The organism is Streptomyces sp. NPDC088785 (genome assembly GCF_044750685.1).
Taxonomy (GTDB): Bacteria; Actinomycetota; Actinomycetes; order Streptomycetales; family Streptomycetaceae; genus Streptomyces.
On the sequence record NZ_JBIVKH010000001.1, the window covers coordinates 72,688 to 95,619 of the forward strand.

18 protein-coding genes and 1 tRNA gene are annotated in these 22,932 nt (G+C 70.5%); 3 read left to right on the forward strand and 16 right to left on the reverse strand.

Annotated features, from left to right (window positions below):
- Positions 1 to 117: 117 nt before the first annotated feature.
- The 14 genes from glyA to ACIP5K_RS00390 form a co-directional block, all read right to left on the reverse strand.
- Positions 118 to 1,353, reverse strand: coding sequence for a serine hydroxymethyltransferase (glyA, locus tag ACIP5K_RS00325; RefSeq protein ID WP_401403345.1), 1,236 nt, complete (start codon positions 1,351 to 1,353; stop codon positions 118 to 120).
- A gap of 92 nt (positions 1,354 to 1,445) precedes the next feature.
- Positions 1,446 to 2,117 (reverse strand): protein-tyrosine-phosphatase, encoded by a 672-nt coding sequence (locus tag ACIP5K_RS00330; RefSeq protein ID WP_401403347.1) that lies wholly within the window; start codon positions 2,115 to 2,117, stop codon positions 1,446 to 1,448.
- Positions 2,114 to 2,761 carry an L-threonylcarbamoyladenylate synthase gene (locus tag ACIP5K_RS00335; RefSeq protein ID WP_401403350.1) on the reverse strand — a complete coding sequence of 216 codons (648 nt, stop codon included), beginning with the start codon at positions 2,759 to 2,761 and terminating at the stop codon, positions 2,114 to 2,116. The genes ACIP5K_RS00330 and ACIP5K_RS00335 overlap by 4 nt, the downstream gene beginning before the upstream one ends.
- 38 nt (positions 2,762 to 2,799) lie before the next feature.
- Positions 2,800 to 3,639 carry a peptide chain release factor N(5)-glutamine methyltransferase gene (prmC, locus tag ACIP5K_RS00340; protein ID WP_401403353.1) on the reverse strand — a complete coding sequence of 280 codons (840 nt, stop codon included), beginning with the start codon at positions 3,637 to 3,639 and terminating at the stop codon, positions 2,800 to 2,802.
- A 75-nt stretch (positions 3,640 to 3,714) separates the two neighbouring features.
- Positions 3,715 to 4,791: a peptide chain release factor 1 gene (gene prfA, locus ACIP5K_RS00345; protein ID WP_401403355.1), complete on the reverse strand. Its 1,077-nt coding sequence runs from the start codon at positions 4,789 to 4,791 to the stop codon at positions 3,715 to 3,717.
- A 108-nt stretch (positions 4,792 to 4,899) separates the two neighbouring features.
- A complete protein-coding gene (gene rpmE / locus ACIP5K_RS00350) occupies positions 4,900 to 5,121 on the reverse strand; it encodes a 50S ribosomal protein L31 (RefSeq protein WP_401403358.1) in 222 nt (73 codons plus the stop codon).
- A gap of 143 nt (positions 5,122 to 5,264) precedes the next feature.
- Complete coding sequence (locus ACIP5K_RS00355) at positions 5,265 to 6,365, reverse strand: LCP family protein (protein WP_401403360.1); 1,101 nt, start codon at positions 6,363 to 6,365, stop codon at positions 5,265 to 5,267.
- A gap of 294 nt (positions 6,366 to 6,659) precedes the next feature.
- Positions 6,660 to 8,732, reverse strand: coding sequence for a transcription termination factor Rho (gene rho / locus ACIP5K_RS00360; RefSeq protein WP_401403363.1), 2,073 nt, complete (start codon positions 8,730 to 8,732; stop codon positions 6,660 to 6,662).
- A 397-nt stretch (positions 8,733 to 9,129) separates the two neighbouring features.
- The gene (gene thrB, locus ACIP5K_RS00365) at positions 9,130 to 10,047 is read right to left on the reverse strand and encodes a homoserine kinase (protein WP_401403366.1); all 918 of its coding nucleotides are present in this window, start codon (positions 10,045 to 10,047) and stop codon (positions 9,130 to 9,132) included.
- 282 nt (positions 10,048 to 10,329) lie between these two features.
- Positions 10,330 to 11,388, reverse strand: a complete 1,059-nt coding sequence (thrC, locus tag ACIP5K_RS00370; RefSeq protein WP_401405195.1) for a threonine synthase — start codon at positions 11,386 to 11,388, stop codon at positions 10,330 to 10,332.
- Between the two features lie 14 nt (positions 11,389 to 11,402).
- Positions 11,403 to 12,695, reverse strand: a complete 1,293-nt coding sequence (locus tag ACIP5K_RS00375) for a homoserine dehydrogenase (RefSeq protein WP_401403369.1) — start codon at positions 12,693 to 12,695, stop codon at positions 11,403 to 11,405.
- A 123-nt stretch (positions 12,696 to 12,818) separates the two neighbouring features.
- Positions 12,819 to 14,210: a diaminopimelate decarboxylase gene (gene lysA / locus ACIP5K_RS00380; RefSeq protein WP_401403371.1), complete on the reverse strand. Its 1,392-nt coding sequence runs from the start codon at positions 14,208 to 14,210 to the stop codon at positions 12,819 to 12,821.
- A 28-nt stretch (positions 14,211 to 14,238) separates the two neighbouring features.
- Complete coding sequence (nrtL, locus tag ACIP5K_RS00385) at positions 14,239 to 15,459, reverse strand: ArgS-related anticodon-binding protein NrtL (protein ID WP_401403374.1); 1,221 nt, start codon at positions 15,457 to 15,459, stop codon at positions 14,239 to 14,241.
- A 191-nt stretch (positions 15,460 to 15,650) separates the two neighbouring features.
- Positions 15,651 to 16,166, reverse strand: coding sequence for a response regulator (locus ACIP5K_RS00390; protein ID WP_401403377.1), 516 nt, complete (start codon positions 16,164 to 16,166; stop codon positions 15,651 to 15,653).
- Positions 16,167 to 16,338: 172 nt separating this feature from the next.
- Here ACIP5K_RS00390 and ACIP5K_RS00395 point away from each other — a divergent pair.
- From ACIP5K_RS00395 to ACIP5K_RS00405, 3 genes are all read left to right on the forward strand, one after another.
- Positions 16,339 to 16,410, forward strand: a tRNA-Arg gene (locus ACIP5K_RS00395).
- Between the two features lie 625 nt (positions 16,411 to 17,035).
- Positions 17,036 to 18,202, forward strand: coding sequence for a DUF262 domain-containing protein (locus ACIP5K_RS00400; protein ID WP_401403380.1), 1,167 nt, complete (start codon positions 17,036 to 17,038; stop codon positions 18,200 to 18,202).
- Complete coding sequence (locus ACIP5K_RS00405; protein ID WP_401403383.1) at positions 18,203 to 18,853, forward strand: MAE_28990/MAE_18760 family HEPN-like nuclease; 651 nt, start codon at positions 18,203 to 18,205, stop codon at positions 18,851 to 18,853.
- 180 nt (positions 18,854 to 19,033) lie between these two features.
- Here ACIP5K_RS00405 and ACIP5K_RS00410 read toward each other — a convergent pair whose 3' ends face one another.
- Together ACIP5K_RS00410 and ACIP5K_RS00415 are read right to left on the reverse strand one after the other, a co-directional pair.
- On the reverse strand, positions 19,034 to 21,187 hold the full coding sequence (locus ACIP5K_RS00410) for an ATP-binding protein (protein WP_401403386.1): 2,154 nt from the start codon (positions 21,185 to 21,187) through the stop codon (positions 19,034 to 19,036).
- Positions 21,188 to 21,412: 225 nt separating this feature from the next.
- Complete coding sequence (locus ACIP5K_RS00415) at positions 21,413 to 22,810, reverse strand: pentapeptide repeat-containing protein (protein WP_401403388.1); 1,398 nt, start codon at positions 22,808 to 22,810, stop codon at positions 21,413 to 21,415.
- Positions 22,811 to 22,932: the final 122 nt, after the last annotated feature.

The window sequence follows — 22,932 nt, forward strand, 5'->3', positions numbered from 1 at the left end:
CAGCCCCACACCCTAGCTTCGAGTGCTTGGGGTCGAGGACTTACGGGTAGCGACGATGGTTGCACGAGTGACGGTTCCGGTCCGCACCGCCGCTGCTCCGCACGGTGGGTCCGTCCCTCATCCGCCCGGATACGGGGGAAATCTCCCGGCCAGTTCACGGACCTCCTCGCGCACCTCCCGCACGTCGAAGGCGTCGCGCACGACACCCGAGAGGAGCACCGCGATGCGGGCCATCTCCACCTCGCCCATGCCCTGGGTGGTCACGGCGGCGGTGCCCAGCCGCAGCCCGCGGCCGTCCCCGTACGGCAGGGCGCAGGTGTCCAGGACCATGCCCGCCGAGGCCAGCCGGCCGCGGGCCGCCCGGCCGTCGGCGCCGAGCGGGGCGGGGTCCACGGTGACCAGATGGGTGTCGGTGCCGCCCGTGGTGACGGCGAAGCCCTCCGCCGCCAGCGCCCCGGCCAGCACCCGGGCGTTGGCGACGACCTGGTGCGCGTACCCCGTGAAGGCCGGCGTCGAGGCCTCGCCGAACGCGACGGCCTTGGCGGCGATGGTGTGCATCTGGGCGCCGCCCTGCGTGAACGGGAAGACCGCCCGGTCCACCCGGTCCGCCAGCTCGGCGCCGCACAGCAGCATGCCGCCGCGCGGGCCGCGCAGCACCTTGTGGGTGGTCGCGCAGACGATGTCGGCATACGGCACCGGGTTCGGGGCCGCTCCCCCGGCGACGAGCCCGATGGGGTGCGCGGCGTCCACGACGAGGTGGGCGCCGACGTCGTCGGCGATCTCCCGGAAGGCCGCGTAGTCGAGGTGCCGGGGGTAGGAGATCGAGCCGCAGACGAGCGCCTTGGGGCGGTGCGCACGGGCCAGCGCGCGGACCTCGTCGAGGTCGACCAGCCCGGTCGCGGGATCGACGCCGTAGGGCACGAAGTCGAACCAGCGGCCCGAGAAGTTCGCCGGTGAGCCGTGGGTGAGGTGGCCGCCCGAGGGCAGCCCCATGGCCAGGACGGTGTCCCCGGGGCGCAGCAGGACCGCGTAGGCGGCCAGCACGGCGGAGGAGCCGGAGTGCGCCTGCACGTTGACGTGGGCGGCCCCGAAGAGGGCCTGGGCGCGCTCCACGGCGATCCGCTCGGCGACGTCGACGATCTCGCAGCCGCCGTGGTGGCGGGCGCCGGGATAGCCCTCCGCGTACTTGTTGGCCAGCGGGGAGCCGAGCGCGGCGAGCACCGCGGGCGAGCTGAAGTTCTCGGCGGCGATCAGCTGGAGGCCGTCGGCCTGCCGGGCGCTCTCGCCGAGGACGACCTCGGCCAGCTCGGGGTCCTGCCGGCGCAGCGCTTCGAGTGCGACGGGTTCGCTCATCACCGGCATGTTCGGCTCCGGGCCTCGCGGAGGGGCTGGGTGCTCTCCAGCCTAGATCCGGGGCCCGTCGGCGGCGCGGGGAACGGCGCGGCCTACTTGGGCACGCCCGTCAGCGCCGACACCACCGGGTCCAGCGCCTCGCTGATCTCGGAGCCCACCGACCGGAAGAACGGCAGCGGGGCGCCGTACGGGTCGTACACCTCGTCGGCCTCGACGCTGGGCGCGAGGAGCCACCCGCGCAGCGCGGCCGCGGCCCGCACCAGGGACCGCGCGCGCTCGACCACGCCGGCCTCCACCGGATCGGGCAGGGTCGCCGGGTCTATGGCGCGCACGAGCCGGGTGAACTCCTTGAGGGTGAACGTGCGCAGGCCCGCGCTGTGCCCCATGGAGATGACCTGGGCGCGGTGGTCGCGGGTCGCGGTCAGCACCAGGTCGGCCCTTATGACGTGGTCGTCCAGCAGCTCGCGCCCGACGAAGCCGGAGGCGTCCGCGCCGAAGTCCGCCAGGACCGTCTCGGCGTTGGCCTCCATGGGGGCGCCCTCGTGGCCCCAGGTGCCCGCGCTCTCCACGATGAGGCCGCCGGCCACCCGCGCGCCGAGCCGGTCGGCGAGGGCGTGCCGGGTCAGCCGCTCGGTGATGGGCGAGCGGCAGACGTTGCCGGTGCTGACGTGGAGGATGCGGAAGGAGTCGCCGGGGAGCACCAGGGGCTCCCCGTACGGGATGGACTCGGTGCCTATGCCACGCCCCGTCTCAGGGGCTGTCAATTCGCCACCTCGAGGTCGGGTACCACCTTGCGCAGCTCGTCGGCGCTGAGCGCGCCCGCGCGCAGCAGGACCGGGACGGGACCGGTCACGTCGACGATGGAGGAGGGGATGTTGCCGGGGGTGGGGCCGCCGTCGAGGTAGACGGAGACGGAGTCGCCGAGCATCTCCTGCGCGGCGTCGCAGGTCTCGGGCGAGGGGTGTCCGGTCAGGTTGGCCGACGACAGGGCCAGCGGGCCGACCTCGGTGAGCAGCTCGATGGCGACGGGGTGCAGGGGCATGCGCACCGCGACGGTGCCGCCGGTCTCGCCGAGGTCCCACTGGAGCGACGGCTGGTGCTTGGCGACGAGGGTGAGGCCGCCCGGCCAGAAGGCGTCGACCAGTTCCCAGGCCAGCTCGGAGAAGTCCGTGACGAGCCCGTGCAGCGTGTTCGGCGACGGGATGACGACCGGGGTCGGCATGTTGCGGCCGCGGCCCTTGGCCTCCAGCAGGTCGCCGACGGCCTCGGGGACGAACGCGTCGGCACCGATGCCGTAGACGGTGTCGGTGGGGAGTACGACCAGCTCGCCGCGGCGGACGGCGGACGCGGCTTCGCGCAGACCGGTGATGCGGTCGGTCGCGTCGTTGGTGTCGTAGCGCCGTGCCATCTAGCGGGCCTCCTGCTCAGGTACGAAACGGGGAACGGTCACGGCATCGCCTTGCGTGCGGTCGCGAACCGGGGCCGGTTGTTGAGGTCCGGGTGGTCGGCGGCATCCGCCCAGCCCCGCTCCTCGGTGAAGATCCACGGCACCTGGCCGCCCTGGGTGTCCGCGTGCTCGATGACGACGACGCCGCCGGGGCGCAGCAGCCGGTGGGCGGTGCGCTCGATGCCGCGGATCAGGTCGAGGCCGTCCTCGCCGGAGAACAGGGCGAGGTCGGGGTCGTAGTCGCGGGCCTCGGGCGCCACGTACTCCCACTCGGTGAGCGGGATGTAGGGCGGGTTGGAGACGACGAGGTCGACCTGGCCGTCGAGGTCGGGGAAGGCCGCCAGAGCGTCTCCTTGGCGCAGGTCGACCCTGGACCCCTCGACGTTCTTCCGCGTCCATTTGAGGGCGTCCTCGGACAGCTCCACGGCGTGCACGCGCGAGCGCGGCACCTCCTGGGCGAGCGCGAGGGCGATGGCGCCGGAGCCGGTGCACAGATCGACGATCAGCGGCTCGACGACGTCCATGGCGCGCACGGCGTCTATGGCCCACCCGACGACGGACTCGGTCTCCGGGCGCGGCACGAAGACGCCGGGGCCGACCTGGAGCTCCAGGTAGCGGAAGTAGGCGAGCCCGGTGATGTGCTGGAGCGGTTCGCGCGCCTCGCGGCGGGAGATGGCCTCCCAGTAGCGGGCGTCGAAGTCACGGTCCTTGACGGTGTGCAGCTCGCCCCGCTTCACGCCGTGCACCCACGCGGCGAGCTCCTCGGCGTCGTTGCGCGGCGAGGGCACGCCGGCGTCGGCGAGGCGCTGGGTGGCCTGGGCCACTTCCGCGAGCAGCACGCTGCGGGGGTTCGGGGGCCGCCCCCCAAGATGTGGCTGCACGCTGGTCCTCCGGGACTGAGCTGTTGTACGGGATTACGCCGCGGCGAGCTTGGCGGCCGAGTCCGCGTCGACGCACGCCTGGATGACGGCGTCGAGGTCGCCGTCGAGCACCTGGTCCAGGTTGTAGGCCTTGAAGCCGACGCGGTGGTCGGAGATGCGGTTCTCCGGGAAGTTGTAGGTGCGGATCTTCTCGGAGCGGTCGACGGTGCGGACCTGGCTGCGGCGGGCGTCGGCGGCCTCGGCCTCGGCCTTCTCCTGTGCCGCGGCGAGGAGCCTGGAGCGCAGGATACGCATCGCCTGCTCCTTGTTCTGGAGCTGGCTCTTCTCGTTCTGGCAGGACGCGACGACGCCGGTGGGCAGGTGCGTGATGCGCACGGCGGAGTCGGTCGTGTTGACGGACTGGCCGCCGGGGCCCGAGGAGCGGTAGACGTCGATGCGCAGGTCGTTGGCGTGGATCTCGACGTCGACCTCCTCGGCCTCGGGCGTGACGAGCACGCCGGCGGCGGAGGTGTGGATGCGGCCCTGCGACTCGGTGGAGGGCACGCGCTGCACGCGGTGCACGCCGCCCTCGTACTTGAGGCGGGCCCACACGCCCTGGCCGGGCTCGGTCGCGCCGTTGCCGCCCTTGGTCTTCACGGCGACCTGGACGTCCTTGTAGCCGCCCAGCTCGGACTCGGTGGCGTCGATGATCTCGGTCTTCCAGCCGACGCGCTCGGCGTAGCGCAGGTACATGCGCAGCAGGTCGCCGGCGAACAGGGCGGACTCGTCGCCGCCCGCGCCCGCCTTGACCTCCAGGATGACGTCCTTGTCGTCGGAGGGGTCGCGGGGCACCAGCAGGAGCCGCAGCTTCTCGGTGATCTCCTCGCGCGACTTCTCCAGCTCCTTGACCTCGGCGGCGAAGTCCGGGTCGTCGGCGGCGAACTCCTTGGCCGTCTCGATGTCGTCCCCGGTCTGCTTCCAGGAGCGGTACGTCGTGACGATCGGGGTCAGCTCTGCGTAGCGCTTGTTCAGCTTGCGCGCGTTGGCCTGGTCGGCGTGGACCGACGGGTCAGCGAGCTTCTTCTCCAGATCGGCGTGCTCACCGATCAGGTCCTCGACGGCCTCGAACATCTCCGGCTCCTGCTGGTACGGGGGGTCAAAAGGGGGCTGCACCGCAAAGCGCCGGTCCCGGTGCCCCCGCGGTAGACAGGGGCACCGGAGACCGGCGCTGGAGCCTCGCTACTTCTGAGCAGCGGCAGCCTTGCCGAAGCGGGCCTCGAAGCGGGCCACGCGGCCACCGGTGTCGAGGATCTTCTGCTTGCCCGTGTAGAACGGGTGGCACTCGGAGCAGACCTCGGCACGGATGGTGCCGGAGTCGATGGTGCTGCGAGTGGTGAACGACGCGCCACAGGTGCAGCTGACCTGCGTCTCGACGTACTCGGGGTGGATGTCGCGCTTCAAGGTGTCTCCTAGGTTCGGGAGGGCGCCGGGTCGCAGCCGCGGATTGCGGGAGCGTGAACCGGAGCCGACGGACCAGTCTGCCAGGACCGGCCGCATCTCCCAAAACCGGGGTGGGTGCGGAACTATTCCCGGGCCCGCCGGTCCTACTCGACCACGCCGTCGGCCTGGCCGGTGGCGGTGCCCTTCTTGGCGGCGGCCGGGATGGCCCGGTCGGCCTTGAGGGCCTTCCAGACCTGGTCGGCCTTGGTCCGGTCGACGAGGACGCGGTTGGCGTCGGCGGAGTCGTACTGCACCGGCAGCGTCACCATGTCCATGTCTCCGGAGCCGATGCCCTTGAGCCCGTTCGCGAACGAGGCCAGGTCCTTCACGGAGGCCAGCTCCGAGTCGGTGGTCACGGACTTGGTGGCGGTGTTCGCGAGGGCGTAGAGCTTGGAGGGGCTGGTGAAGACGCCGACGTCCTTCAGCTGGTCCATCAGGGCCTTCATGAACGCCTGCTGGAGCTGGATGCGGCCCAGGTCGCTGCCGTCGCCGACGCCGTGCCGGGTGCGGACGAGACCGAGGGCCTGCTTGCCGCTCAGGGTGTGGGTGCCCGCGTCGAGTTCGAGGTGGCTGTCGGGGTCGTCGATCGCCTTGGTGGTGGTGACGTCGACGCCGCCGAGGTCGTCGATGAGCTGCTCGAAGCCGCTGAAGTCGACCTCGACGTAGTGGTCCATGCGGATGCCGGTCACGGACTCGGCGGTCTTCACCGCGCAGGCCGCCCCGCCCGTGGAGTAGGCGGAGTTGAACATGACGCCCCGGGAGGCCGGGTGCTCGGTGCCGTCGCCGTCCGTGCACTCCGGCCGGTCTATGAGGGTGTCCCGGGGTATGGAGACGACACTGGCCTTCTTGTGGCCCTTGTAGATGTGGACGATCATCGCGGTGTCGGAGCGGGCCGAGCCGTCGTCCGTGCCGCCGCCGGCCTTCTTGTTGGCCCCGGCGCGGCTGTCGGAGCCGAGGACCAGGATGTCCTGCGAGCCGTTGTCCACGTCGTCCGGGCGGTCGGTGCCCAGCGCCGCGTTGATGTCGACGCTCTTGATGTTGCCGTCGAGCTTGAAATAGACGTACCCGATCCCGGTACCGCCGAGGACGACGACGCCCGCCGCGCTCCACGCCGCGATGCGCAGCGCCCTACTGCGCCCGCTGCGCGGCTTGCGGCGGCGGCCCTTGGCGCGTCGGCGCCCGGGCTGGCTGTCACGGTCCGGCATGTGTCCCTCGCTGGGTCTGTCAGCTCCACTGTGGCCCTCACCTGGTGTGACGGCGAATCGCCATGAAGGGTTGCACAGCGAATCGTTTCCGCAGCGGGCACCACCCCTCACGCAGTGTCACGGGACCAAGGTCCCTTACCGCTCTCACCTGCGCTTTTGTAGAGGTGTCCGCCATGCTTCACAAAGGGCCCGAATTCTTATGCATGTGGTGAAGGTCTCCGGGTGCCCGGGCGCGAAAAGGGCTGAGCCCCGCCGCGGGTGCGGCGGGGCTCAGCCCTGAAGGACGTACGACGGTCAGTCGTTGCCGTTGCCCGGCGTCGGCGTCGTCTTCTGGATCTGGAGCAGGAACTCCGCGTTGGACTTCGTCTGCTTCATCTTGTCGAGGAGCAGCTCGATCGCCTGCTGCTGGTCGAGCGCGTGCAGCACGCGGCGCAGCTTCCAGGTGATGGCGAGCTCGTCGCTGCCGAGCAGGATCTCTTCCTTGCGGGTGCCGGACGCGTCGACGTCCACCGCCGGGAAGATGCGCTTGTCGGCGAGCTTGCGGTCGAGCTTGAGCTCGGCGTTGCCGGTGCCCTTGAACTCCTCGAAGATCACCTCGTCCATGCGGGAGCCGGTGTCGACGAGCGCGGTGGCGAGGATGGTCAGCGAGCCGCCGTCCTCGATGTTGCGCGCGGCACCGAAGAAGCGCTTGGGCGGGTACAGCGCGGTCGAGTCGACACCACCGGACAGGATGCGGCCGGAGGCCGGCGCCGCCAGGTTGTAGGCGCGGCCCAGACGGGTGATCGAGTCGAGCAGCACGACGACGTCGTGACCCAGCTCCACGAGACGCTTGGCGCGCTCGATGGCCAGCTCGGCGACGGTCGTGTGGTCCTCGGCCGGCCGGTCGAAGGTCGAGGAGATGACCTCGCCCTTGACCGACCGCTGCATGTCGGTGACCTCTTCCGGACGCTCGTCGACCAGGACGACCATCAGGTGGCACTCGGGGTTGTTGTGCGTGATCGCGTTGGCGATCGCCTGCATGATCATGGTCTTGCCGGTCTTCGGCGGGGCCACGATCAGACCGCGCTGGCCCTTGCCGATCGGCGCGACGAGGTCGATGATCCGGGTCGTCAGCACGCCCGGGTCGGTCTCCAGGCGGAGCCGGTCCTGCGGGTAGAGCGGCGTGAGCTTGTTGAACTCCGGGCGTCCGCGGCCGGAGTCGGCGGCCATGCCGTTCGCCGAGTCGAGGCGGACCAGCGCGTTGAACTTCTCGCGGCGCTCGCCCTCCTTGGGCTGGCGCACGGCACCGGTGACGTGGTCGCCCTTGCGCAGGCCGTTCTTGCGGACCTGGGCGAGGGAGACGTAGACGTCGTTGGGACCGGGGAGGTAGCCCGACGTACGGATGAAGGCGTAGTTGTCGAGGATGTCGAGGATGCCGGCGACCGGGATCAGCACGTCGTCGTCGGACACCTGCGGCTCGTTGCCGAAGCCCTCGTCGCGGCCGCGGCGGCCACGGCGGTCGCGGTAGCGCCCGCGCCGGCCGCGACGGCCGCCCGCCTCGTCGTCGAAGTCGTCCTGCGGGCCGTTGTTCCGGTCCTGCCGGTCCTGGCGGTCCTGCCGGTCCTGACGGCCGCCCTGCTGCTGACGGTCCTGGCGGTCCTGACGGCCGCCCTGGCCCTGGCCCTGGTCCTTGTTGCCGCCGCCGTCCTGGCCGCCCTCGCCCTTGCCGCCGCGGCGGTCACGGTCGCGGCCACCGCGGTCCCGACGGTCGCGGCGCTCGCGCCGGCCCTCGTTGCCGCCGTTGTCCTGGCCGCCGTCGCCCTGGCCCTGGCCCTGGGCGTCCTGCTTGGACTCGCCCTTGGCCTCGGCGGTGACGGTCTCCGGGGCGCCCGCCTCGGCGGTCGCGCGCCGGCGCCGGCGCTCACCGGCGGGCTGCTCGTCCCCGGCGCCCTGGCCCGGGATGTCGATCTGCTGCTGCGCGACGGCCTTCTTCGCCTTCACGGCGCCGGCCTCGGCCTTCTCGGCCTTGCCGGCCCCGGAGTCGGTCCGGTCGGCCTTGACGTCGGCCGCGGACTCGTCGTCGGTACGGGCCTTCGAGGTGGCCCGGCGCTTCGGCTTGGCCTCGGCGGTGTCGGCGCTCTTCGCCGGGGCACCGCCACCGGCCTGCGCCTCCTTGATGACCTCGATCAGCTGGCTCTTGCGCATCCGCGCAGTCCCCCTGATACCGAGGCCCGATGCGACCTGCTGCAGCTCGGCCAGCACCATGCCGTCGAGGCCGGTACCGCGGCGCCGCCGGGCAGGCGCAGCAGAGGCATCCCCTGCGGACGCTGCGGGCGCGGCAGCGGAGCTGTCGGCAGTCACGCCCATCAGATCGGTGGTGTCGCTCACGAAGGGTCCTTCCCTGGAGCGGACGTCGGCCTGTCTGGCTCGGCGACCGGTCGTGCTGTCCGGCGGTGGTCCTCTCGGTACGGACCGTGCCGGGGCGGTTGTCCGCCGAAGAGGCGGAAGAATTCATTGGTGGCAGCGATTCCGGATTCCGCGGGTGCACTGAATTTCCGTGTCACGCGGAACGGGTCACGCCGGTTCCGGAGCAAGCTCGACAACATTCAGCGCGAGCTGTCGACGGGCGACGGCATCGCGATGAATTGCTGGGGAGGCTCCCGGAAGAATGGTTGTCCCGGACGGGGACACACTGCACCTCGCCATGGTGGGGTCGGGTGCAGGTTTGAGGTTAACACTACCGGATCCAACAAACATTCCCCCTCTCTCATCCGGCAACCGTGTGTCAGGAGCCAAGCGGCAGCACGCTCGCTCCCTCGACGTCGAGGGCGAGGCGATTGGCCGCCCATCCCTCTCCGGCCAGCCGGGCGACCTTGTCGGCCGCGCCGTCCTCCACGAGGGCGAGGACCGTCGGGCCCGCCCCGGAGATCATTGCGGGGACGCCGTCGGCCCGCAGCCGCTCCACGAGGGCCGCGCTCTCCGGCATGGCCGGGGCGCGGTATTCCTGGTGGAGGCGGTCTTCCGTGGCCGGCAGCAGCAGCTCGGGGCGCCGGGTGAGGGCCTCGACGAGCAGGGCCGCACGGCCCGCGTTGGCCGCCGCGTCCACATGGGGGACGCTGCGCGGCAGGAGTCCTCGCGCCATCTCGGTGAGGACGGGCTTTCCGGGGACGAAAACCACCGGAACGATGGAATCCGCGGCGGCCAGGCGGACGGCCCGGCCCGCGCCGCTCTCCATCCAGGCGATGGTGAAGCCGCCGAGCAGGCACGGTGCCACGTTGTCCGGGTGGCCCTCGATCTCGGTGGCGAGTTCGAGCAGCGCGGCGTCGTCGAGCCGGGCGTCGCCGCCTATCGTCACGGCGCGCGAGGCGACGACGGCCGCGACGATGGCGGCGGAGGAGGAGCCGAGGCCGCGGCCGTGCGGGATGCGGTTGGCGCAGACGATCTCCAGGCCGCGCGGCTGCCCGCCGAGCGCGTCGAAGGCGGTGCGCAGGGCCCGTACGAGGAGGTGGGACTCGTCGCGCGGCAGGGTCTCGGAGCCCTCGCCCGCGATGTCGATGTTCAGCCCGGAGTCGGCGACCCTGACGACCACGTCGTCGTAGAGCCCCAGCGACAGGCCGAGGCTGTCGAAGCCCGGGCCGAGATTGGCGCTGGTGGCGGGGACGCGCACCCTGACGGCGGCGGCGCGGAACGCGGGACCGGCCATCGCTCGATGACTCTCCTTGAACTGCGGGATGTTTCGAGAACTTCCGAGACTTCCGATGTCTGATGAGGCACCCGGGCCGCGAACGACGGAATCAGAAGAGAAAACGACGGAACGACGGCGGCACCGCTGCACAGGCGGTGGGCGGGTTCGGTACAGACTATCGAAGGAAGGTTCTGTGGCGACATAGGGCGCACAGGAGGCGCACGATGCGTGTCGTAAGCCCCCTGTGCACCCGGGGTGCGGACGGGCCCGGTTGACGGGGTGTCAGCGCGGGCCGGGGGGTCAGGCGAGGCCGAGCCGCTCGGCCGCGGCGGCCGCGTCGACCGGCACGGTGACCGGCTGCGGAGCGCCCGCGACGGCCCAGTCCGGGTCCTTGAGGCCGTTGCCCGTCACGGTGCAGACGATCTTCTGGCCCTTGTCGACCTTGCCCTGCTCGGCGGCCTTCAGCAGACCGGCGACGGACGCGGCGGACGCCGGCTCGACGAAGACCCCCTCCTGGGACGCCAACAGCTTGTAGGCGCGCAGGATCTCACGGTCCGTCACCTCGTCGATGAGGCCGCCCGACTCGTCGCGCGCGGCGAGCGCGTGCTGCCACGACGCCGGGTTCCCGATGCGGATTGCGGTCGCGATCGTCGAGGGGTCCTTGACGATCTCGCCGCGCACGATCGGCGCGGAGCCGGAGGCCTGGAAGCCCCACATGCGCGGGGTGCGCGAGGAGACGCCGTCGGCGGCGTACTCCTTGTAGCCCTTCCAGTAGGCCGTGATGTTGCCCGCGTTGCCCACCGGCAGGACGTGGAGGTCGGGCGCGTCGCCGAGCGCGTCCACGATCTCGAACGAGGCGGTCTTCTGGCCCTCGATGCGGAACGGGTTGACGGAGTTGACCAGCGCCACCGGGTAGTTCTCGGAGAGGCTGCGCGCGAGGTTCAGGCAGTCGTCGAAGTTGCCGTCGACCTGGAGGATCTTCGAGCCGTAGACCAGCGCCTGGCCCATCTTGCCGAGCGCGATCTTGCCGCGGGGCACGAGCACGGCGCAGACCATCCCGGCCCGCACGGCGTACGCGGCGGCGCTCGCCGAGGTGTTGCCGGTGGAGGCGCAGATGACGGCCTGCGCGCCCTCCTCCTTCGCCTTGGTGATCGCCATGGTCATGCCGCGGTCCTTGAAGGAGCCGGTGGGGTTGGCGCCCTCGACCTTCAGGTGGACCTCGCAGCCGAGGCGCTCGGAGAGGACCTGCGCGGGCACGAGCGGCGTGCCGCCCTCGCGCAGCGTCACGACCGGCGTGGTGCCGGTCACCGGGAGCCGGTCCCGGTACTCCTCGATGATGCCGCGCCACTGGTGGGTCATTCCGGTCATCCCTGCTACTCCCCTTCAACACGCATGATGCTGGCGACACCGCGCACGGTGTCGAGCTGGCGCAGCGCGTCCACGACCCCGGTGAGGGCCGCGTCCGCCGCGCGATGGGTGACGACGACGAGGGAGGCCTCGCCGTCCTTCCCCGACTGGCGCACGGTGTCGATGGAGACGCCGTGCTCGGCGAAGACCGTCGCCACCTGCGCGAGGACGCCGGGCTTGTCGGCCACGTCGAGGCTGATGTGGTACCGCGTCACGACGTCGCCCATCGGGGAGACGGGCAGCTGCGTGTACGCGGAGTCGCCGGGCCCGGTCGCGCCGCCCAGCCGGTTGCGGCAGACGGCGACGAGGTCGCCCAGGACGGCGGACGCGGTCGGCGAGCCGCCGGCGCCGGGCCCGTAGAACATCAGCTGGCCCGCGGCGTCGGCCTCGACGAACACGGCGTTGTACGCGCCGCGCACGGAGGCCAGCGGGTGGGTCAGCGGGATCATCGCGGGGTGCACGCGGGCGGTGACGGACCGGCCGTCGGCGGCCCGCTCGCAGATGGCGAGCAGCTTGATGGTGCAGCCCATCTCCTTCGCGGACGCGAAGTCGGCGGCGGTCACCTCGGTCATTCCCTCGCGGTACACGTCGTCGAGGCGTACGCGCGTGTGGAAGGCGATCCCGGCGAGGATGGCGGCCTTCGCGGCGGCGTCGAAGCCCTCGACGTCGGCGGTCGGGTCGGCCTCGGCGTAGCCCAGGGCGGTGGCCTCGTCCAGGGCCTCCTGGTAGCCGGCGCCCGTGGAGTCCATCTTGTCGAGGATGAAGTTCGTGGTGCCGTTGACGATCCCCAGCACGCGGTTGACCTTGTCGCCCGCGAGGGACTCGCGCAGCGGCCGGATCAGCGGGATGGCGCCCGCGACGGCGGCTTCGTAGTACAGGTCGCGCCCCTGTGCGGCGGCGGCCGCGTGCAGGGCCTCGCCGTCCTGGGCGAGCAGCGCCTTGTTGGCCGAGACGACCGACGCGCCGTGCTCGAAGGCGGTGGTGATGAGGGTGCGGGCGGGCTCGATCCCTCCGATGACTTCGACGACCACGTCGATGTCGCCGCGTTTGACGAGCGCGGTGGCGTCCGTGGTCACGAGGGCCGGGTCGATCCCCTCGCGCACCTTGGAGGGGCGGCGGACGGCGACGCCGGCGAGCTCGACGGGGGCGCCGATGCGGGCGGCGAGGTCGTCGGCGTGCGTCGTCATGATGCGCGCCACCTCTGAGCCGACGACCCCACAGCCCAGCAGCGCCACCTTCAGCGGACGCGTACGCATCATCCGACCTCGTTTCCTCTCCTACTGCGACATGGCACTACGCACCACATCCCTACGGTGGGTCCAGTCTCACTTACCGGACCGGGGATTCTGCCCCCGGTCCGGATAATGAGACAGATATTTCATTTATCCGACGTCGAGACGCAGGAGATCTTCCTCCGTCTCGCGCCGCACGATCACCCGGGCCTCACCGTCGCGCACGGCGACGACGGGCGGGCGGAGCGCGTGGTTGTAGTTGCTGGCCATGGAGCGGCAGTACGCGCCCGTGGCGGGCACCGCGATGAGGTCGCCGGGGGCGATGTCGGCCGGCAGGAAAGCGTCCTTCACGACGATGTCGCCGCTCTCGCAGTGCTTGCCGACGACGCGCACCAGCAGCGGCTCGGCGTCGGAGCGGCGCGAGACGAGGGCGACGGTGTACTCGGCGTCGTAGAGCGCGGTGCGGATGTTGTCGGACATCCCGCCGTCGACGGACACGTACGTCCGCAGGCCGTCCAGCGGCTTGACGGTGCCGACGGTGTAGAGGGTGAAGGCGGTCGGCCCGACGATGGCCCGGCCGGGCTCGACGGAGATCCGGGGCGTGCGCAGGGCGGCGGCCTCGCACTCGCGGGTGACGATCTCGTGCAGCGCCCTGGCGATCTCGTGCGGCTCGCGGGGGTCGTCGTCGCTGGTGTACGCGATGCCGAGGCCGCCGCCGAGGTCGATCTCGGGCAGTTCGACGCCGTGCTCGTCGCGCACCTCGGCGAGCAGTCCGACGACGCGGCGGGCGGCGACCTCGAAGCCGGCCATGTCGAAGATCTGCGAGCCGATGTGGCTGTGGATGCCGATGAGTTCGAGCCCGTCGAGCTTGAGGGCGCGCCGCACGGCCTCGGCGGCCTGTCCCCCGGCGAGCGCGATGCCGAACTTCTGGTCCTCGTGCGCGGTGGCGATGAACTCGTGCGTGTGCGCCTCGACGCCGACGGTCACCCGGATCTGCACGCGCTGGCGCCTGCCGAGTCCGTCGGCGATGTGGGCGACGCGGACGATCTCCTGGAAGGAGTCGAGGACGATGCGCCCGACGCCCGCGGCGACGGCGCGCTCGATCTCCTCCTCCGTCTTGTTGTTGCCGTGGAAGGCGATGCGCTCGGCGGGCATGCCGGCGGCGAGCGCGGTGGCGAGTTCGCCGCCGGAGCAGACGTCGAGGTTGAGCCCCTCCTCATGCAGCCAGCGCACGACGGCGCGGCTCAGGAACGCCTTGCCGGCGTAGAACACGTCGGCGTCCGGCCCGAAGGCGTCGCGCCAGGCGGCGCACCGGGCGCGGAAGTCGGACTCGTCGAGGAAGTAGGCCGGGGTGCCGAACTCCTCGGCGAGCCGGGCGACCTCGATGCCGCCGACCGTGGTGCCGCCGTCCTCGGTACGGGCGACGGTCCGCGACCAGACCTTGGGGTCGAGGACGTTGAGGTCGGTCGGCGGGGCGGCGTAGTGCCCCTCGGGCAGGACGTCGGCGTGCCGGGGGCCTGCGGGGTGTGCGGAACGGCTCATGGCTGCGGTTGCGCTCTCTTCGTGATGCTCATACGTGTACGGGGGCGTCGATGCCGAGCAGGGTCAGGCCGCCGGCCAGCACCGTCCCGGCGGCTTCGGCGAGCGCGAGCCGGGCGCGGTGGGCGGCCGAGGGTTTCTCTCCGCCCAGGGGCAGGACGTCGCCGAGGGCGGGCAGCAGCGCGTCGGCGACGCCGACGAGGTGCCGGGCGAGCCGGTCGGGGGCGTGGTGCGTGGCGGCGGAGAGCAGCAGGCGCGGGTGCTCGCCGAGCGCGGCGACGAGCCGGTCGTGGCCCGGGGTGGGCCCGGGCTCGCCGGCGTAGCCGAGGTCCGCGGCGTTGCGGGTGAGGGCGCGGGTGCGGGCGTGCGCGTACCGGACGCGGAAGAGGGGGTTCGTCTCGCGCTGGGCGAGCAGGACGGCGCGGTCCTCGGCGGTGGCGGTGCGCGGGTGGTCGTGCGCGGCGGGGTGGAGCAGGGCCCAGCGGGCGGCGTCGCGGCCGAGGCGGGCGTACAGCCGGTCGGGGTCGGTGACGGGGACCGGTCGGACGGAGACGGGTTGGATGGTGGCGGGCTGGGGGGCGCCGGGTTGGATGGCGCCGGGCCGGATGGTGGCGGGCCGGATGGTGGCGGGCCGGATGGTGGCGGGCCGGTCGGTGACGGGCTGGATGGCGCCGGGCTGGATGGCGCCGGGCTGGACGGTGACGGGCCGGACGGTGGCGGGGGCGCCGGTGCCGCTGTGGTCACCGCCGTCGGCCGGGACGGGGGCCTTTATGTCGCGCACCTCGGCGCCCTGGCTGCGGGCGATCCGGGTGAGGGCGTCGGCGACGACCTCGGCGCGCAGCTCGGGGGCGACGCGCAGGTCGAGGCGGTGCCCGCGCAGGGCGTCCCCGTGCCCGTAGCCGCTCCCCTGCCGGAGGATGTCGCCGACGAGCTCGCGGCCGGGGTCGGCGGCAACGAGGGTGAGGTTGAGGAACCCCGGCCCGCTGATCTCGACGGCCGCGATCCCCGGGCTGCCGGCGAGCCGCCGGGAGAGCACCTCGGCGATCTGGCGCGGGGGGCGGCCGGTGGGCCGGGCGATCTGGAGCGCGGCGTTCGTGGCGTAGTCCCCGTGTCCGCCGGGCCGGGGCCGCTCGACGACGACGCGCGCGACGGCCCGCTCCACGTCCCCCGCGGCAACCACACCGAACTCACCGTCGTCGACCGCGCGGCGGACGGCGCGCAGGACGGTGCGGGAGAGGTCGGCGGGCGTCACAGGGCAAGCGTAGGGGAGGAGGGGGGTGGGGAGGCGAGTCGGTTACGCGGATGGTCCGCGATGCGGACGGGTCGGAGCGGTGGGACCGGGATCGCCTCGGCGCCCGTGCCGGCCCGTGCCGGCCCTCCGGGGTGCCGTCCCCCTCGCCGTCCGGGGTGTTGTCGGGGGCGCCGTCCGGGGTGCCGTCGGCCTCAGGCGTCGGCGGTGCGGGTGGCCCGCCCTGCGGTCCCGTCGCCCTCGCCGTCCGGGGCGGCACTGTCAGGGCCGCCGTCGCGTGCCCCGCCGTCGTCGCCCGCGCCGCCACGCTCCGCGGCGCCGCTCCGACGGGCACGCCCGCGCTCCCTCAACTGGCCGACGACGCGCACGAGTTCACCGGGCTCGAAGGGCTTGGCGAGGAAGGCGTCGACCCCGACGTCGAGCCCGCTCTCCACCTCGTACTGGGTGCAGGCGCTGACGATGACGATGGGCAGGTCACTGGTCCGGTCGTCGGCGCGGAGCCGGGCGGCGGTCCGCAGGCCGTCGAGGCGCGGCATGACCACGTCGAGGGTGACGATGTCGGGCTGCACCTGGTGCACGACTTCCAGACATTCGGCACCATCAGCCGCGGTCACGACCTCGAAGCCCTCCAGCTCGAGATTGACCCTGATCAACTGCCGGATGACCTTGTTGTCGTCCACGACAAGGACCCGGCCCGACGCGCCTGGCACAACTCGAGAGTAGGTCCGCACCGGCCACCGCGTCCGGGTTTTCCCCACTTCCGCCCCGTACAGGGGACCCGACCCCGCTCCGCCCCCTCCCCGCCACCTCGGAATACCTGTTCATGAGGACCCCGACCAAGCTGGTACTGTTCTACCCGTCGCCCCGCACAGCGCGGCGCACGCCCCCGTAGCTCAGGGGATAGAGCAACGGCCTCCGGAGCCGTGTGCGCAGGTTCGAATCCTGCCGGGGGCACTCGCCTATCACCTAGGAACGTTCCTGGGTGGTCAGCGCGGATGCCTGATCGAAGAGGGCGGGAGTCAGTTTCACTGACTCCCGCCCTCTCTCTTTGTCTCCCCGTGTTCGCGACCTCTTTGTCTCCCCGTGTTCGCGACACACCTCCGACGCAGTTTCTAGACTGTGCCGGCGTCGTCTTCTGACCACCTCATGGTTCTTTCGATCTCCTTGTAGTCCTTCACTTCGCCCTTGTCGATGCAGCCCGTGGTGTGCCGGTCGATGACCTCCGGGGACGTGCCTGCGCGGGGAGACCGGAGCTGAGCCGGTCCGTGATGCATGTGGTGGGCCGCGCCGTATCGAGCCCGTCAGGTGATCACGGAACAGCCGGATGGGGGGGTGCGGGAGATGCAGGGCGCCCCGTCGACAACAGGTGCTGCGTGCTACTTCGCACCACTCCGTCCACCCGCCTAGCCCCCTCTGCGAGCCCAGTCTCAAGCTCCCAGGGGTCCGCCGGGACTTGGACAGTCGGGCTCACGCCTCTCCAACCCCACATTTCGGTACAGCGCTTCAGCGATCAGGGACCCAACCGGCCGCAGCGCGGTCCATACTGATGCAGTACAGGGCGATAGGGGAGGGGGCCCGCATGTCAAAACAGCTGGCATTCAAGGAGGAGCAAGTGGGGCTACAGGAAGAAATCGTCCAACGCTCTCGGGAGATTCATACCGACCGTTACAGCATGGCGATCAATGAAGCGCTTTCCATGTACGAAAACTCTGATCTCGAAATTCACCCAGAGTTTCAAAGAATCTTTCGCTGGGGAATTCAACAACAGTCTCGACTCATCGAGAGCGTATTTCTCGGAATCCCGATCCCACCTATTTTTGTGGCCGCACGGAAAGATGGTGTGTGGGATGTTGTAGACGGGGTCCAACGCCTGTCAACTCTTTTCCGCTTCATGGGCTCCCTACGAAAGGACGACGGGAAACTTGATGCTCCCGAACCACTGACATCTGGAGACTATCTGAAGAGTCTTGAGGGTGTTGTGTGGAGTGAATCAGTCGCACCTGAAGGAGGCCTCTCCACGGCACTCTCGGAAGCCCAACAACGATTCTTCAAGCGGGCTCGACTTGACTTTCAAATCGTAGAGCACACAAGCGACGAGCAAGCGAAGTTCGACCTGTTCCAGCGTCTTAATAGCGGGGCTCATCTTTCCGAACAAGAGGCGCGCAACTGTCTCGCCGTGATGTTGGATCCAACATTCTTTAGATGGCTCCAACAGCTGGCGAAAGCTCCGGCCTTCACGCAGACCGTCAGCCTAAGCGAGCGGCAGGAGGAGGAGGCCTACGGTGTCGAACTCGCACTCCGGTATCTTTCCATTGTCACCGCTCAGCGATCCGACCTCTCCGGCCTTGCTGACGTAGGCGAATTCCTGACCTCCCGGATGCGCGATTTCATCGACTCCCCAGCCTTCGATCGAGATTTCGAGTACGAGCGCTTCACGGATATTTTCTCGTGGCTCGACGCAGCATTGGGAGAATCGTCCTTCAAGCGCTACGATTCCGCAAAATCTAGGTACAGTGGTCGATTTACAGTTTCCGCCTTCGAAGCGGTGACAACTGGCCTGGGGCTCAACTACGATCAGTGGAAGCAGCTCGAAGACGGCGTTCGACCTAAGATTCTCCGCCAGCGAGTGCAAGCTGTCTGGAAGGACGCAACATTCCAGAGTCGGACAGGTGCAGGAAAGTCCGCAGACCTGCGTATCCCGTATATGTTCGAGGTTGGTCAAAAGGTTTTTTCCCTGGGGGAATAGGTGCGGACACTCTCTGAACTCCAGGACGCGCTGGATGAGGATTTGGCTTGGCGTCGCAGCGAGCTTCATAGCTATCTCAGCTCAATTCGCAGAGCGAAAACTGAAAGCCCGGCTCAACGCGCTCTTTGCCGTGCCGGCGTGCCTCTTCTCTATGCGCACTGGGAGGGTTACGCGAAGCATTGCCTCTCGATTTACCTCCAGTACATCGGGCGTCGTCGTCTGACCTATGGTGAACTCCACCCTGCGTTGGTGGCACTTGGACACGAGTCGGCGCTTGATTCCCAAGAGGGGCTGTCCGCGACTCGCCGAATCACTCGGAGGGCTCACGCTCTGCTGTCAGGAGATGCCACACGAGCACAAATCCCCTGGCGCCGCGGGGTGGACACTCAGTCCAACTTGAACAGTGCCAGGTGCTTCGACCTCTTCGAATCCCTCGGCCTCGACGCTTCTCCCATCCAAACCAAGACGAGATTGATCGATTACGAACTCCTAAGAGTGCGTAACGAAATAGCTCACGGTCAATACCTGAGCGTCGATGCCGACTCCTATGAAGAACTCTATATAGAAGTTCTAGGAATCATGGATTTCGTGCGCAATACAGTGAGTGCGGCGGCAGAAAACCAGACCTACCGGAGGTCTAAGCTAATCTAATCGATAATTACAGACGGCATTTCCTGGGCTGGCCATCTTCGACGCGGGAACAGTTGGCGTCGCAGTATGGCGAGGTGTGCACGCGATCCACTAAGCGAGCATCCCCCACGCAACCCCACTACGCGGTCAGATGGCCTATCGCCTTCGCAGGGTCGAGTGACTAAACCGTGGGGTTTGCCGTCAGGACGACAGGGATTCCAGCATGCTGCGGATCTCCTCCGTGCGCGAGTGCCCCAGGGGTCCCATGACTCTCAGGGCCTCGGTCAGGGCCTCGCGGGCCGTGTCCGGGTTCGTGTCCACGCAGAGTTGGCCCAGTTCGACGAGGGAGTCCGCGAGGCCGGGGAGGTCGTCGCTCTCGCGGCGGAGGGAGACCGCCTGGGCGAACCAGTCGGTGGCCGCCTCGCGGTCTCCCAGGCGGAGGGTCGTCGTGCCCAACTGGTGCAGGATCGCCGCGCGTTGGAGTGTGTCGTCGGCCGCCAGGGACAGCGGGAGGGCGGCCAGCAGGTGTTCGAGGGCGCGTTCGGGCTGATCGAGGATGAGGCTCAGGGTGGCCAGCTCGTTCAGACTGATGGCCTGGCTGCGCTGGTCCTGCTCGCCGGTGTGCCGGTCCAGTGCTTCTTTCCGCCGGGCGTAGGCCTCTTCGTGGCGGCCCGCCAGGCGCAGCGTCCAGTTGAGGTTGTCCTGCGCGATGTCCTCCCACTCGCGTTCGCGGGTCTGCCGGCTCAGGTCCAGTGCCGCTGAGAAGTATTCGGCCGCCTCGGTGTGCCTGCCGACCTCGCCGGTCGCGCCGCCCAGGCAGATGTTGGCCCAGATCTCGGCCGACGTGTCGTGACAGAGCCGCGCGGCCCGCAGCGCGACCACGGAGAGGTCGTGGCGGTAGGTGTGGTGGTGGCGGACCACGAAGTAGTAGATGAGCGAGATGGGGATCTTCCACGCCAGGTCGTTCATGCCGCCCCGCCGTGCCTGGTCCACGGCGGCGGCGATGCTGACAACCTCCGCGTCGCACCAGGCGAGGGCGCCCGCCGGGTGGGAGAGGTCGGGCAGCGGGAGGGCGAAGCTGTTCTCGTCCACGGGTACGTGCCGGCGCTGCGGGGCGATGAGGCGGTCCACGGCGTCGCAGCAGCGCAGGTAGTACTCCAGCTCGCGGCGGACCGCGGCGACGCGCTCCGCCTCCGACTCTTTTTCGAGGACCCGTGTCCTGGCGTAGTCCCGTACGAGGTCGTGGAACCGGTAGCGGCGGTCCGACATCTCCTCGAGCAGGTTGTCCGACTTCAGGGAGCGCAGCAGCCGCTGCGCCGACTCCAGTGTCTCGTTCAGCAGCGCCGCGGCCGACGCGGGCGAGAAGTCGGGTCCCGCGTGCAGGGCGAGCAGCCGGAACGCGCGGGCCTTGGGGTCGCTCAGGCCCTCGTAGGACCAGGACAGAGCCATGGGGACTCCCGTCTCCTCGTCGTCGCTGACAAAGACGTCCATGCGTTGGGCGGGGTCTTCCAGCGTTTGGATGAGATCCGTGATGTCGGCGGCGGTCTGGCTGCGTTCGGCCACGATCCGCACGGCCAGCGGAAGGCGGCCGCACTGTTCGGCCAGGCGGGCCATCTGCTGCGTGCGGCCCTGCCGGGAGACCAGGGAGAACAGGTGCACCGCGTCGTCCTGCGGCAGCGGGCGCACCGGTACGCGGTCCGCTCCGTGGGTCGCCGCGAGCGAACTCAGTTCGCTGCGGCTGGTCACCACGACACAGCATCCGGACGATCCCGGCAGCAGGGGGATCACCTGCTCGGCGTTGCGCACGTTGTCGATCACCATCAGCACGCGCCGGCCGTGCAGCACGGTGCGGAATCTGGACTCCATCGCCTCGAGGTGTCCGCTCAGGTTCTCCATCGGCGCGTTGAACGCGAGCAGGAAGGAGTGCAGTGCCTCCTCGGGCCGCTGCGCCGGGAGGCTGTGGTACCCGCGCAGATCGGTGTAGAGCTGGCCGTCGGGGAAGCGGTCCGCCGCCTGTCGCGCCCACTGCACCGCCAGAGCGCTCTTTCCGACCCCTGCCGGTCCCGACACCACGACGAGACCGTCGGCCCTGCCGGCCGCCTCGTCCAGCAGGGCCAGCTCCGCGACCCGGTCCGTGAAGTGCGTCGCCGCGCGAGGCAGCTGGCGGGGGATGTCCACGGGCCCCAGGGGCACCCCCGCCCCGTCGGCACGCGCTTCCGCCACCGGCGAGGCTTCCGTGTCGTTCTCCCTCGACCCGCCCGACTCGATTGACCCGCCCGTCTCGATCGACTCGTCCGTCTCGATTGACCCGTCCGACCCGTTCGACCCGTGGTCGATCTCCGGTGGCTCGTCCACCGTCGGTTCGGGCTCCGTCCGGCCCTCTTCCGCCTTTTCGTCTTCCGGGGTCACCCCGTGTGCGCCGGTCATCGCGCTTCTCCCCCTGTCCACGCCCCGTCCCGCCCCAACTCCGTTGCGTCCCTACGGATATAGCCCTCTGGCCGTCCGTGAAACGGTTCCGCGCCCGTGTACGTCAGCGGGGGCCCCGGGCCTGGTTCGCAGTCCTGGTGCGGGAGTCGGGTGTCACCACGTCGGCGGGACGATGAGGCCCGCCGGCGCGGTGCCGCGCGCGGAGCCCGACGGCATCAGTGCTCCTGGCGGCGCGCCGCGCGCGCCGGTGAAGTCGAGGGTGCCGCCGACGAGGGACCGCTGGGCGAAGTCCACCGCGGCTCCGACGAACACCGCGTCGCGGAACGTCACCGCGCCCGCCGAGAACTCCGCCGCGGTGAAGCGGACCGCGCCGGCCGAGAACACGCCTTCGGCGAGATCGACGCCGCTGCCCTCGAAGCGGGCGTGCTCGAAGCTCACGTCGGCGCCGGAGAACTCCGCGCGCCGGAACGAGACGCTTCCCTTCGAGAATCTCGCCCCGCCGAACGTGACCCGTCCACCGGCGAACACGGCCCGGTCGAAGTCGACCGTGCCCCCGGAGAAGTGCACGCCCGTCGCGGCCGGGAGGGGACGGTCTCCGCTGAAGGACACCGTGCCGCCCGTGAACCGGGCACCGCGGAAGAGGACGCGGCCCGCGCTGAACCCGCAGCCCCTGAAGTCGACGGTCCCGCTCCGGAACAGCGCCTCGGTGAAGTCCGCCGAGCCGCCCTTGAACGCGCATCGCGCGAAGTCGACCCGCGCGCCCGCGAAGACGGCGCGCGTGAAGTCCAACGTGGCGTCGGGCAGTACCTGCACACCGGCGAAGGACATCGCCGTCCCCGCGAACACCGCGCCGGTGAACCTGGCCGTGCCCCCGCCGAAGACCGCGCCGGAGAAGTCGCCGCCGTCGAAGACCACGCCGGTGAAGTCGAAGTCGTGCCCGCGCCACGCGTGCCGGTGCCCCTCCTCCAGCCGCAAATGGTCCCGGACCAGTCGGATGACGGTGTGCCGGACCTCGCGCAGGCCCCGGTACTCGTGCTCGGCCCGCACGTCACCGGCGGGCAGCGCGCTCTCGGCGATGTAGGGCAGCCGGAGGTAGGCGCAGAGCACGTCGATGCAGGTCTGACGCAGCGCGGTGGTGGGGGCGTCGTCGGCCAGGCCGGCCAGGGCGTGCACGCCGCCGAGCCGGACCGCGGCGGACTCCTGGCCGACCTGGGACACGGCGGCCGTGAAGCGTTCCGTGTGGAGCCGGGTGGCCTCGCGCAGCGCGGCGTCCTCGTCGACGCGCTGGCGCCGGTAGGCGACGACCAGCGCGACCAGCGCCCCGGCGCCGGCCACGACACCGAACGCCAGTTTGACGAGGTCGAAGAGGGTCTTGGCGTCGATGCGGCGTTCCGGCTTGAGCCCCTGGACGTCCAGCAGGTCCCAGCCGGTGAAGAAGACGAAGCCGGCGACCGCCACCGCGACGGCGAACGTCACGCCGAGAGCAAGGCCGACCGGTATCAGTTTCAGGCCGCGCTGCTCACCGCGGCGCCCGGACATACGCGTCGTCACATCCGTCAGGACAGCTCCCGCACGCGGATGGTTGCGGAGGGCGGCAGCGGTGGGGTGAGGGGGCGGCGGTGGGGAGCCGCAGGGCGGAAATCCTTTGACAGCGGGATCCTGTGGCGGTTCAG

Coding starts and splice junctions, on each gene's coding strand:
- glyA (WP_401403345.1), bottom strand. CDS start 1,353: ATGAGCGAACCCGTCGCACTCGAAGCGCTGCGCCGGCAGGACCCCGAG.
- ACIP5K_RS00335 (WP_401403350.1), bottom strand. CDS start 2,761: ATGGCACGGCGCTACGACACCAACGACGCGACCGACCGCATCACCGGT.
- prfA (WP_401403355.1), bottom strand. CDS start 4,791: ATGTTCGAGGCCGTCGAGGACCTGATCGGTGAGCACGCCGATCTGGAG.
- ACIP5K_RS00355 (WP_401403360.1), bottom strand. CDS start 6,365: ATGCCGGACCGTGACAGCCAGCCCGGGCGCCGACGCGCCAAGGGCCGC.
- thrB (WP_401403366.1), bottom strand. CDS start 10,047: ATGGCCGGTCCCGCGTTCCGCGCCGCCGCCGTCAGGGTGCGCGTCCCC.
- thrC (WP_401405195.1), bottom strand. CDS start 11,388: ATGACCCACCAGTGGCGCGGCATCATCGAGGAGTACCGGGACCGGCTC.
- ACIP5K_RS00375 (WP_401403369.1), bottom strand. CDS start 12,695: ATGATGCGTACGCGTCCGCTGAAGGTGGCGCTGCTGGGCTGTGGGGTC.
- lysA (WP_401403371.1), bottom strand. CDS start 14,210: ATGAGCCGTTCCGCACACCCCGCAGGCCCCCGGCACGCCGACGTCCTG.
- ACIP5K_RS00400 (WP_401403380.1), top strand. CDS start 17,036: ATGTCAAAACAGCTGGCATTCAAGGAGGAGCAAGTGGGGCTACAGGAA.